The sequence below is a fragment of the Kingella pumchi genome (assembly GCF_022288825.1).
Taxonomy (GTDB): Bacteria; Pseudomonadota; Gammaproteobacteria; order Burkholderiales; family Neisseriaceae; genus Kingella_D; species Kingella_D pumchi.
Map to the genome: position 1 here is coordinate 42960 of NZ_JAKOOW010000024.1, position 11193 is coordinate 54152.

An 11193-nucleotide genomic window follows, 5' to 3' on the forward strand; every position below is an offset into this window, starting at 1 on the left:
TTGTTACCGTTTTTTTCACCGGATTTGCCCATGCAGCCCATCGAATACTGCCGCGAAAAAGCCCGCAACAGCGGCTCGAGCTTTCTCGACGGCTTCCGTTTTCTCAGCCCCGAGCGCCGTGACGCCATGACCGTGCTCTACGCCTTCTGCCGCGAAGTGGACGACGTTGCCGACGACTGCTCCGACCCCGCCGTCGCCCGCACCACGCTGGCCTGGTGGCGCCAGGATCTGGCCAAAGCCTTTCAGGCTGCTTCAGCGCCCGAGCATCCGGTGAATCAGGCCTTGCAGGAAATAGTCGGCCGCTACGCGCTGCCGCAGCAGGAATTGGAAGAAATCATCAACGGCATGGAAATGGATCTGCACCACGACCGCTACCCCACCTTCGCCGATCTGCAGTATTACTGCCACCGCGTCGCCGGCGTGGTCGGGCGGCTGATTGCGCGGATTTTGGGCTTTACCAACCCGCAAACCCTGCAATACGCCGAGCAGACCGGCCTGGCGCTGCAGTTGACCAATATCATCCGCGATGTCGGCGAAGACGCCCGACTCGGCCGCATCTACCTGCCGCAGGAAGATTTGAAGCGCTTTAAAGTGGGCGAAAACGATATTTTCGATGCCCAAGCCACACCCGAATTTGCCGAGCTGATGCATTTTCAGGCTGCCCGCGCCCAAGAGCAGTACCGCAGCGCGCTGGCTCTGCTGCCCGCCGAAGATGCCCGCAGCCAGAAGGCCGGGCTGGTGATGGCCGGGCTCTACTATGCCCTGCTGCAGGAAATCATCCGCGACGGCGTAGAAAACGTGCTGAAATACAAAATCCGCATTCCCAAGCCGCGCAAAATGCGGCTGGCGCTGAAATACTGGCTGTTCGGGTTCAAACCGTGAGCAGCCGGCGCAAAGTGGCGGTAATCGGTGCCGGTTGGGCGGGTTTGGCCGCCGCCGCCGCGCTGGCGCCGCATACCGAAGTTACCCTGTTTGAAGCAGGCCGCGAAGCCGGCGGACGCGCGCGCAAAGTCGCCGCCGATGCCGGCTTTTCCTTTCTTGACAACGGCCAGCACCTGTTAATCGGCGCCTACCGCAGCGTGTTCAGGCTGCTCGAATCGGCCGGCGTGCGCCGCGACAACGCTTTTTTGCACCTGCCGATGCAGTGGTATCTGCACGACGGCCTGCGCTTTTCCATCAAACACGGCCGCTTTCTCGGCATCCGCGCCAAAAGCCTGCCCGCGCCGCTCAATCTCGCCTGCGCCCTGCTCGGCGCCGAAAACGCCCCGTTTGCCGCGCGGCTCTCGCTGCTCAACAAACTGGACGCACTGCAAAAACACGCCCGCCGCACCGCGCCCGACCAAAGCATTGCCGACTGGCTGGCGGCGCGGCGCGTGCCGCAGGCGCAGATCGAGCAGTTCTGGCAGCCCTTGGTATGGGGCGCGCTCAACACGCCGCTGGCCGAAGGCAGCCTGAAAACTTTGACCAACGTGCTGGCCGACGGCGTATGGGCAGACGCCGCGCACAGCGATTACTACCTGCCCAAAACCGATTTGGGCGCCCTGTTTGCCGAGCCGCTGATCGAACGCATCTGCGCGCAGGGCGGCCGCTACCGCCCAAGCTGCCGCGTCGGCCGCATCGTCTGCGAAGCGGGCGGCGTGCGCGTCAACGGCGAAGATTACGATGCCGCCGTCGCTGCCGTCGCCCCCTACCATTTGGGCGCATTGCTGCCTGAAAGCGCCGCCGATGCTTTTCAGGCTGCCTTGTCGGCGCTGCGCTACCACGCCATCACCACCGTTTACCTGCGTTACCCGCAAGCGCTGCCGCTGCCCGCCGCCATGACCGGCTTTGCCCGCGGCACCGCCCAATGGCTGATCGATCGCAGCCGCCTGAACGGGCAGCCTGAAACCGCCGCCGTAATCAGCCTGTCCGAACAGCACGGCAGCCTGTCTACCGACGAATGGATCAGCCGCGTGCACGCCGACATCCTGCGCGTCTGCCCCACCGCCCCCGCTCCCGTCGTCGCCCGCGCCATCACCGAAAAACGCGCCACCGCCGCCCGCCCGATCGGCGTCGCGCCTCCCGATCAAAGCAGCCTGAACGCACAGCGCATCTTTCTGGCCGGCGACTGGCTGCACCCGCGCTACCCCGCCACCCTCGAAGCCGCCGTGCAAAGCGGCGAAGCGGCGGCGCAGGCGCTGTTGGCACGCCGGCAGTAAGCAAAAGGCAGCCTGAAAACTTTTTCAGGCTGCCTTTTTGGCGGATGGATCCGACCAATCCCGGTTCACTCCGGCACATTTTCGCCGTGGCCGCGGGCGCGCAGGGCGGCGCGGATTTTTTCGGCGGCAGCATCCAAATCTTCGGGGCGCGGGTTTTTATCGGCGTTTTTAGGGTCGAACTGCGCCATGCTGTCGGCGGGGAAAAGATGGATGTGGGTGTGCGGCACGTCGAAGCCGGCAATCATCAGGCCGACGCGGCTGCGCTCGGAAATTTCGTCCAGCGCGGCGGCGATGGTGTGGGCCACGGCAAACAGATGCGCGGCGGTGGCCGGCGGCAGATCGTGCCAGCGGTCGGTTTCCTGTTGCGGCACCACCAGCAGATGCCCCTCGGATACCGGCATAATGTCCATAAACGCCACACATTCGCTGTCGCGCCAAACCAAGCGCGCGGGGATTTCGCCCGCAATGATTTTGCTGAAAATACTGGCCATAAACTGCTCCTTTGCTTGCTCGATTGCTTGAAAACACGGGAAAAGCGCATTCTAGGGCAAAAGCGCGGCCAAAAAAAGCGGCATCGGATAAAGACGGATTAGGCAGCCTGAAAACCATGCCGGCGCGCTTTTGGGGCTGCCGCCGCCCCAAAAGCGCGGCAAAAACGCTACAATCTGGCTCCTGCCGCCTGCGTCTGCCGGTTTAAGCCGCGCGGTAGGCAGCCTGAAAAAACCGCGCATCTGCGCTTTTGCCGTCTCCCAGTAAAGGAAAAACCATGAGCCAATCCGCACTGCAAGACAAAACCATCCTGATTACCGGCGCCTCGCAAGGTTTGGGCGAACAGGTGGCCGCCGCCTATACCGCTGCCGGCGCCACCGTGATTCTGATGGCGCGCAGCCAGAAAAAGCTGGAAAAGGTTTACGACAGCATCGCCCAGTCAGGCGGCGCCGAGCCCTTTGCCGTCTGCTTTGATCTGATGGCGGCCGAAGAGAGCGAATACGAGCGCCTGGCCCACACCATCGCCGAAGCCACCGGCGGCCGGCTCGACGGCATCGTACACTGCGCCAGCTATTTCTATGCCCTGTCGCCCCTGGAATTTCAAACCGTTGCCGAATGGGTGAACCAGTACCGCATCAATACCGTCGCGCCGATGGCGCTCACCCGCGCGATGCTGCCGATGCTCAAAGAATCGCCCGACGCTTCGGTGATTTTCGTCGGCGAAAGCCACGGCGAAACCCCGCAGGCCTACTGGGGCGGCTTCGGCGCCTCCAAAGCCGCGCTCAACTACCTGTGCCGCGTCGCCGCCGACGAATGGGAACGCTTCGACAATCTGCGCGCCAACGTCTTGGTGCCTGGCAGCATCAACTCGCCGCAGCGCATCAAAACCCACCCCGGCGAAGCGGCCAGCGAGCGCAAAGACATGGCCGACATCATGCCCGCTTTCGTGTACTGGGCCAGCCGCGAGAGCAGGGGGCGCAGCGGCGAGATTGTGTATTTGTGAAACAGCCGGACAACAATAAGGCAGCCTGAAAACCGGGAAATGATTTTCAGGCTGCTTTTTTGCTCGGTGTCAGCGCGGTTTTGCTGTTTTCAGGCTGCCTAGTGAAACGGGGGTTGTGAAGTCAAAAGCGCAAATGCCGTCATTTCTACGCAGGCGGGAGTCTTGGCGAAATCCGAGCAACAGATTATTTTTTCCGGCATGGCTAAATGTGCAACCAAGATTCCCGCCTGCGCGGGAATGACGGAGATAGAGGGGCTGCTAAGTTTAAAGGCAGCCTGAAAACGCTTTTTTAAATGCCGTTTTAGCTTCGCTGAAACTAGCTACGCTCGTTTTCAGGCTGCCTTTTTCACTTCATCACCGCGTTACAGGCTTATACCGAATCCGTTTCGGCTTCGCGCCCTCTTCACCCAAGCGGCGTTTCTTATCGGCTTCATATTCCTGATAGTTGCCGTCGAAGAACACCCATTTCGAATCGCCTTCGCAAGCCAAGATATGCGTGGCGATGCGGTCGAGGAACCAGCGGTCGTGCGAAATCACCATCACGCTGCCGGCAAATTCCAACAATGCGTCTTCCAGCGCGCGCAGGGTTTCTACGTCGAGGTCGTTGGACGGCTCGTCCAGCAGCAACACATTGCCGCCGCTCAACAAGGTTTTTGCCAAGTGCAACCTGCCGCGTTCGCCGCCGGAGAGCTGCCCCGCGATTTTGCTTTGGTCACTGCCTTTGAAATTGAAACGCCCCAAATATTGGCGGGCGGGAATTTCAAACTGACCGACCTGCAAAATGTCGCGGCCTTCGGCAATGTTGTCGAACACGGTTTTGTCGTTTTGCAGGCCGTCGCGGCTTTGGTCGATGAGCGACATTTTGACGGTTTGGCCAATTTTCACTTCGCCGAAATCGGGCTGCTCTTTGCCCGAAATCATTTTGAACAGCGTCGATTTACCCGCGCCGTTCGGACCGATGATGCCGACAATCGCGCCCGCAGGCACTTTGAAGCTCAAATCGTCAATCAGCACTTTGTCGCCAAACGATTTGGAAACATTCACAAATTCAATCACTTCGTTACCCAAACGCTCGGCGACGGGAATGAAGATTTCCTGCGTCTCATTGCGTTTTTGGTATTCGTAGTTGCTCATTTCTTCGAAACGCGCCAAACGCGCTTTGGACTTGGCTTGGCGGCCTTTGGCATTCTGACGTACCCATTCCAATTCCTGCTTCATCGCCTTCACGCGCGCAGCTTCGGATTTGGCCTCGTTTTCCAAGCGTTTTTCTTTTTGCTCCAGCCACGATGAGTAGTTGCCTTTCCACGGGATGCCGTGGCCGCGGTCAAGCTCCAAAATCCATTCGGCGGCGTTGTCCAAGAAGTAGCGGTCATGCGTTACCGCAACAACTGTGCCGGGGAAGCGCACGAGAAATTGTTCCAGCCATTCCACCGATTCGGCGTCCAAGTGGTTGGTCGGCTCGTCCAACAGCAGCATATCGGGCTTGGAAAGCAAGAGTTTGCATAGGGCGACGCGGCGTTTTTCGCCACCCGAGAGCACGCCGATTTTGGTGTCCCAATCGGGCAGGCGCAGCGCGTCGGCGGCGATTTCCAGCTCGTGTTCCGCGCCGCCGCCGGTGGATGAACCCGCCGCGATAATCGCTTCCAAGCGGCCTTGTTCTTCTGCCAGCGCGTCAAAATCGGCATCGGGGTTGGCGTATTCGGCGTAAACCTCTTCCAAGCGCTTTTGCGCGGCGGCCACTTCGCCCAAGCCGCTTTCCACTTCTTCGCGCACGGTTTTTTCGGGGTCAAGCTCCGGCTCTTGCGGCAGATAGCCGATTTTGATGCCGCCCATCGGCACGGCTTCGCCTTCAAATTCTTTGTCCACGCCCGCCATAATCCGCAAAACGGTGGACTTGCCCGCGCCGTTCAGCCCTAAGAGACCGATTTTCGCGCCCGGAAAGAACGACAGGGAAATGTCTTTGATGATGGTTTTCTGCGGCGGCACGACTTTGCTCACGCGCAGCATGGAATAGACGTATTGTTGGCTCATAAAAGCTCCTTGGGTGGGTATTGGAGGAAACAGGCAGCCTGAAAACGAGCGTAGCGAGTTTCAGCGAAGCTAAAACAGTATTTAAAAAAGCGTTTTCAGGCTGCTTTTGGCTGATGCAGCCTGAAACGGCTGCGTTAAAGGTAATCGTATGGCGACATCAGAAAGGTTAGTCTTTTCAGCGGGCAGTGATTGCAAATGGCTTGGATAACGGCACGCATTCCGCCGCGAACCATCTCGGCCAGCGGGATTTCGATTTTCTTTTCCCGTCGCCAAAAGTATTTGGGTGACGGTTTTGGGTCTTGCTTCAAAATGTAAAACAAAAAATAGCCTGTTCTACCCTTGCCCCTAACGGTGCGGACATAAAAATTGTCGATATCCTGCCAGGCAACAAAGGTTTTGCGCCAAGAAAACAGGGTATGGTAGCGGATGCCGTCTTTGCCGATTTCTATCCAGTCGGGTGTCAGCACGCCGCGCAGCCATAAAAAGGCACTCCAGACTGTGATGATGAAGCTCGCGGAAAAAAACCAGCCCAGCGGTGAGAGCAGCATCCACCAACTGTCCGTAACAAGCCATACGGTGCCCGGGATACCGATCCAAGCAGATAACAAGACAAGGATTAAATAATAGGATGTGATGCGCCAAAAACTGATTTTGAGTGTGGTGTTCATGGTTTTATCCGAGATTCAGGCAGCCTGAAAACGAGCGTAGCGGGTTTCAATGAAGCTCAAACGGCATTTGAAAAAGCGTTTTCAGGCTGCCTTGGCTTTTGCCGTTCAGGCAGCCTGAAAGCCGCCGAAGCGTCAAAATCCGCCGATTTTGCCGCGCAGCGATTGGATCAGATGCTCTTTCATAAACTCGTCGGCTTCGCGGCGCACCGCTTCTGCGCGCGCCAGCTCGTTGAGATCGGCCTGGTTGCTTTGGGTAGATTGTTCGATAAACACTTCGCGGGGCGCTTTGAGCGGCGAGCTACCGTCGGGCAGCACCAGAGTAAATTTCGCTTTCTTTGCTTCAGTCATGATCTGTTGTCCTTTTCGGATTCGGAATAGAGTTGGGGACCGGGCAGGCAGCCTGCGACCGCAGGAAGTCCCCTCGGGAAAATCAGCCGCGCGCCATCAGCAGCACAAAGCCCAGCCCAAACAGTATCGCCAGCAGCACGCCGATGGTGGCGATTAGGGTGGTGCGGCTGGCGGCGCGGACTTTTTCCAACTGGGTTTGCGCTTCGACCAGACGGGTCTGCTCGCGCAGCAGCTCGATTTCGGCGGCGCGCTCGTTGCTGGTGTGGGTGGTTTTTTCGCTATCCATCATGCTCTCCCGTTGATATCGGCATCAAATTTTGCGGCGGGCGGCTGCCGAAAACCGTTTGCCGGCAGGCTGCAGGCTTTCAGGCTGCCTGCATGCCGCATTTTAACCGATTTGCCGCCGCGCCCGGGCTCTGCCTGAATCAGGCGCGGCCGCCGACGTTCCAGGCGGCGCAGTTCAGGCGCACGCACAGCAGGCGCCACAGCAGCGGGTTGGCGGTGCTTAAGCGTGCGGCCTGCGGGCGCAGCAGATTGTTGCGGGCGGACTCGCTCAGCGGCGCGGCGGCGGCAAGCGCGGCTTCCAGCGCCGCATCGTCAAGCGTTTGCGGCGCCAGCAGTTCCGTATCTTGGTACTCGCTGCGGCGGCCGAACTCGGGCGCGGGGGCGAGATAGGCGGCCAGCAGTTTCCACAGCAGCAGGCGCGGGGCGACGGGGGCGGCATTTTTGCTATGGGGAATTCCTTCGGTTGCAGGCTGCCTGCTTGGCGGATTTTGCCGATTTTCCGGTGCCGAAAGGTTTTCAGGCTGCTTTTCGTTTGCTGTTTCCACGGCGGCTCGGCAGGCGGCAAGCACCGCGTCGCGGGCGGTTTCGTCCTGCATCAGAAAGGCCGGCAGCAGGGTTTCAAGCACGGCGGGCGCGGGCGGCGGGCATTGCGCGGCCATCGCCGGCAGCAGGCGCCACACATTGGCGGCAATGGCGCTGTTTTCGCTGTTGCCGCCGTTTTCAGGCTGCCTGAAACAGCCGAACAGCGCCAGCAGCGCGGCGGATGCGTATTCTTCGTCATCGGCGGCGTTCTGCCACAGCGGCGTGAGCGCGGCTTCGGCGGCGGCGTCCGGCCGGTGGCGGCGGATGCGCGCCTGCATGGCGTGGTAGCGGCTGCGGTATTCCTGCTCGCGGTTTTCGCGTTCGGCGGCGTAGCGTTGGGCAAGGGCGGCGGGGCTGTCGGCAAAGAAAATACCGTCGCCGTCATGGCCGGGCTGCTGCTGCCAGTCGTCGGGCAGGCTGCGGGCGTAGGCGGGGTCGATGCGGCGGATGCGCTCGATAAGCGGCGGGTGGGTGGCTGCCAGCCGCGCTTTCAGGCTGCCTGCGCCATCGTGCAGGCGGCAGAACATCATATGGGCGTAGGCGTCGGTGTGCGGCGGCGCCTTGTGCGGCAGGCTCTGGCTGCCGATCAGCCGCAGCAGTTCGAGCATCGGCTCTTTCTGGCGGGTCAGGCGCACCGCTTCGGCGTCGGCAAGAAACTCGCGCTGGCGCAGCACGGCGGCCTGTATCCAGCGGGCGCACAGGCTGCCGACCGCGCCGAGCGCCAGCAGCAGCGCGCCAATCAGGCTGGTGGGCAGCAGCGGCAGCACGATTTCAAGCAAGCCGTCGAAGGGGTGGTTATCGACGTTTTTGCTGCGGCGGTAGTCGGCATCGCCGTCCTGCCCTTCCAGCAGGTAGCGGCCGCTGCCGGCGATGCTCTGCAGGCCGTAGAGCCAGCCGCTGAGATATTGGTTCAGGCGCATGTCGCCGTGGCGGATGTGGCTGAACTCGTGGGCGAGCAGCGCCTGCATCTGGTCGCGCGTAAGCTGCTCGAGCGCGCCGCGGGTCACGCCGATGGCGGCATTGCCGCGTTCGGTGCCGGCGGCAAAGGCGTTGATGGCGGTGTTGCCGTCGATCAGATAAACGGCAGGGGCGGGCAGCATCGCGGCGGCGGCGGTTTCTTCGCACAGATTGAGCAGGCGGCGCTCGAGAAAGTCGGCTTCGCGCCGCGTCAGCCGCCGGCCGCCGAGTTCGGCCGCCACTTCGCCGCCGCCGCGGCGCAGCCGTTTGATGCGGTGCAGGCTGAGCGACACCACCAGCGCCGCGGTGCCGAGCGCGAACGGCAGATAATAGGCGGCCGGCCTGCCGGCAAAACCGTAAGCCCACACCAACAGCGTGCCCAGCACCAGCGACACCGAAGCGGAAGTGGCCAGCAGCGCGGCAATATACAGCAGCACCAGCCACGCGCTGCGGCGGCGGGCGAGACGGCGGTGGCGGAAAAAGTCCATAGCGGGCTCCTGTGGCGCTGGGGGGGTGGGGTTTCAGGCTGCTTTGGGGTTTCAGTTGTAGGGTGCGCCCCGCGCACCATTATGCTGTTGCCGGTGGTTTTCGGTGCGCGGTGCGCACCCTACGGCACCTGAATCAAAGTAAAGCGTGCGAAAGCAGCCTGAAAAGCGGTTTTCGTTTGAAAGATACGGCGGGATGGTTTTCAGGCTGCTTTGTTTTCAGGCTGCCCATACGGCAGGGCAGCCTGAAAAGCGGGTCAGTCTTTTTGCGACACGATGCCGGGCAGGCCGCGGACGGCGGACATCAGGGTGTCGATTTTGGCGCGGTAGTTCTGCAGGCTGCCGATATTGACCGGCGTGAGCTTGGGCACCGGCAGGGCGACGCTGGCGGGGTTGACGTGCTGGCCGTTGATGCGCACTTCATAGTGCAGGTGCGGGCCGGTGGAGCGGCCGGTGCTGCCGACCAGGCCGATTACCTGCCCCGCGCGCACATGGGTGCCGACATTGACGCCTTCGACAAAGGCGCTCATGTGGCCGTACAGCGTTTCCAGGCCGTTGCCGTGGTCGATCATTACCGCGTAGCCGTAGCCGCCTTTGGTGCCGCGGAAGTTCACCACGCCGTCGCTGGGGGCGAGAATGCGGGTGCCGGTGGGAGCGGCGTAGTCGATGCCGGTGTGCATGCGCACGGTGTGCAGCACGGGGTGGATGCGGATGCCGTAGGGCGAGGAGATGCGGGTGTAGTGCTCGATGGGCAGGCCGGCGAAGCCTTCTTTGAGCGGCTGGCCGTTTTCGTCGTAGTAATTGCCTTCGCGGCTGCCTTCGCGGCTTTCGCCCTGCTCGAAGTAGTAGCCGTAGTAGGTTTGGCCGCCGGCGGTGATTTCGGCGGCGAGGATGTTGCCGGTGGCGATTTCCTGGCCGCGGAAATACAGGCTTTCATACAGCACGCGCACGCTGTCGCCTTCTTTGAGTTCGTCCAGATTGACTTTGCCGGAAAAAATCTCTTTGAGCGAGATGCGCACTTCCACCGGCACGCCCGCCCGTGCCAGCGCGCCGGCGGCGGAGGTGGTGATAACCGCCGAACGCAGCGAGGGCAGGGTTTCGGTGTCGGCGGCGGCGGTGTGGTGCTGCCAGCGGCCGTTTACCCGCTCCAGCGCCACCAGATTGCGCTCGCCGTTGTCGTCGTCGTTGAAAAACTGGACGTCGGTTACATGCTGCTCGGCGTCGGCGCGCACGCTGACAATCTGCCCCGAATGCAGCTTGAGCGACTTCAGATCGACCGGACTTTGCGCCATCAGGTCGCGGATGCTGCCCGCTTCGATGCCCAGCCGCGCCAGTATGATTTCGAGCGTGTCGCCGGCGCGGACTTCTTCGTCCTGCCAGTAGCTGCTGCCCTGGCTTTGTTCGGACAGGGGCGGCAGCGGCAATTCCTGCACCACCACGCGGCCGCCGCCGGCGGGTTTGGGGTTTTTGCTGCCGCCGGAACACGCCCACGGCAGCAGCAGGGCGGCGGCCAGCACGGCAGCCAGCGCGGCTTGCCGGCGGCGGGTTTTGGGCAGAAATTTTTTGAGGGTCGGGTTGTCGAGAAGCGGTTTTTTGCTCATGGCGGTTTCGGTCGGTGTTCTAACAATCGGGTTTCAGGCTGCCTGCGGTTTCAGGTTGCCGCAGGATGCGGATGGTGCATAAAACATTCTTGGTGCGCGGTGCGCACCTACATTGCATCGGGTTTTCAGGCTGCCGTTTCGGCGGCCAGCTCGTCCAGCACCTGACGCGGCGCGGCTTCAAAGGCGACGGCCTGCGCCAGCATGGCGGCGGGGTCGGCAAATTCCAGATGCCGTTCGCATTCGATAAAGCCCCATTCTTGATCGACGGCAATCAGGGTCAGCAGCAGGCGGCCGTCTGGACGGCAGAGGGCGTCGTAAAGATAACGGCCGTCTTCGCTGGCGCCGCCGAACAGGTCGGCACGCTGCCATGCCGCGGCATTAGGGCAGGGCGCGTCGGCGGGCAGATGATTGTAACTGCGCCAGCGCAGGGGGCTTTCAGGCTGCTTTGGATTTTCAGGCTGCTTTGAGCTTTCAGGTTGCTTTGGGCTTTCAGGCTGCTTTGGGCTTTCAGGCTGCTTTGGGCTTTCAGGCTGCTTTGGGCTTTCA

General features: G+C 61.5%; 11 protein-coding genes. 3 read left to right on the forward strand and 8 right to left on the reverse strand.

Annotated features, from left to right (window positions below; genetic code table 11):
- Positions 1-30 precede the first annotated feature (30 nt).
- Positions 31-882 (forward strand): presqualene diphosphate synthase HpnD, encoded by an 852-nt coding sequence (hpnD, locus tag MB824_RS06285; RefSeq protein ID WP_238746981.1) that lies wholly within the window; start codon positions 31-33, stop codon positions 880-882.
- The gene (gene hpnE / locus MB824_RS06290; protein ID WP_238746983.1) at positions 879-2198 is read left to right on the forward strand and encodes a hydroxysqualene dehydroxylase HpnE; all 1320 of its coding nucleotides are present in this window, start codon (positions 879-881) and stop codon (positions 2196-2198) included. The genes hpnD and hpnE overlap by 4 nt, the downstream gene beginning before the upstream one ends.
- A 65-nt stretch (positions 2199-2263) precedes the next feature.
- Here the strand turns inward: hpnE and MB824_RS06295 are convergent, their stop codons facing one another.
- Positions 2264-2689 (reverse strand): HIT family protein, encoded by a 426-nt coding sequence (locus MB824_RS06295; protein WP_238746985.1) that lies wholly within the window; start codon positions 2687-2689, stop codon positions 2264-2266.
- Positions 2690-2964: 275 nt separating this feature from the next.
- Between MB824_RS06295 and MB824_RS06300 the strand changes: the two genes are divergently transcribed.
- On the forward strand, positions 2965-3690 hold the full coding sequence (locus tag MB824_RS06300; protein ID WP_238746986.1) for an SDR family oxidoreductase: 726 nt from the start codon (positions 2965-2967) through the stop codon (positions 3688-3690).
- A 354-nt stretch (positions 3691-4044) separates the two neighbouring features.
- Here MB824_RS06300 and ettA read toward each other — a convergent pair whose 3' ends face one another.
- The 7 genes from ettA to MB824_RS06335 all read right to left on the reverse strand — a co-directional run.
- Entirely contained in the window at positions 4045-5721 is a 1677-nt protein-coding gene (ettA, locus tag MB824_RS06305; protein WP_238746988.1) for an energy-dependent translational throttle protein EttA, read from the reverse strand.
- Positions 5722-5855: 134 nt separating this feature from the next.
- Entirely contained in the window at positions 5856-6389 is a 534-nt protein-coding gene (locus tag MB824_RS06310; protein ID WP_238746990.1) for a hypothetical protein, read from the reverse strand.
- A 132-nt stretch (positions 6390-6521) separates the two neighbouring features.
- Positions 6522-6737: a hypothetical protein gene (locus tag MB824_RS06315; RefSeq protein ID WP_238746992.1), complete on the reverse strand. Its 216-nt coding sequence runs from the start codon at positions 6735-6737 to the stop codon at positions 6522-6524.
- Between the two features lie 82 nt (positions 6738-6819).
- The gene (locus tag MB824_RS06320) at positions 6820-7026 is read right to left on the reverse strand and encodes a transposase (protein ID WP_238747000.1); all 207 of its coding nucleotides are present in this window, start codon (positions 7024-7026) and stop codon (positions 6820-6822) included.
- 136 nt (positions 7027-7162) lie between these two features.
- Positions 7163-9049 (reverse strand): M48 family metalloprotease, encoded by a 1887-nt coding sequence (locus MB824_RS06325; protein ID WP_238747002.1) that lies wholly within the window; start codon positions 9047-9049, stop codon positions 7163-7165.
- A 254-nt stretch (positions 9050-9303) separates the two neighbouring features.
- On the reverse strand, positions 9304-10647 hold the full coding sequence (locus tag MB824_RS06330) for a M23 family metallopeptidase (protein ID WP_238747004.1): 1344 nt from the start codon (positions 10645-10647) through the stop codon (positions 9304-9306).
- A 125-nt stretch (positions 10648-10772) separates the two neighbouring features.
- Positions 10773-11193: hypothetical protein (locus tag MB824_RS06335; protein ID WP_238747006.1), on the reverse strand; the 421-nt coding region annotated here is incomplete at its 5' end.

Bases quoted from the DNA above. Each gene is read 5' to 3' on its own strand.
- hpnD (WP_238746981.1), top strand. From the start codon at position 31: ATGCAGCCCATCGAATACTGCCGCGAAAAAGCCCGCAACAGCGGCTCG.
- MB824_RS06295 (WP_238746985.1), bottom strand. From the start codon at position 2,689: ATGGCCAGTATTTTCAGCAAAATCATTGCGGGCGAAATCCCCGCGCGC.
- MB824_RS06300 (WP_238746986.1), top strand. From the start codon at position 2,965: ATGAGCCAATCCGCACTGCAAGACAAAACCATCCTGATTACCGGCGCC.
- ettA (WP_238746988.1), bottom strand. From the start codon at position 5,721: ATGAGCCAACAATACGTCTATTCCATGCTGCGCGTGAGCAAAGTCGTG.
- MB824_RS06310 (WP_238746990.1), bottom strand. From the start codon at position 6,389: ATGAACACCACACTCAAAATCAGTTTTTGGCGCATCACATCCTATTAT.
- MB824_RS06315 (WP_238746992.1), bottom strand. From the start codon at position 6,737: ATGACTGAAGCAAAGAAAGCGAAATTTACTCTGGTGCTGCCCGACGGT.
- MB824_RS06320 (WP_238747000.1), bottom strand. From the start codon at position 7,026: ATGATGGATAGCGAAAAAACCACCCACACCAGCAACGAGCGCGCCGCC.
- MB824_RS06325 (WP_238747002.1), bottom strand. From the start codon at position 9,049: ATGGACTTTTTCCGCCACCGCCGTCTCGCCCGCCGCCGCAGCGCGTGG.
- MB824_RS06330 (WP_238747004.1), bottom strand. From the start codon at position 10,647: ATGAGCAAAAAACCGCTTCTCGACAACCCGACCCTCAAAAAATTTCTG.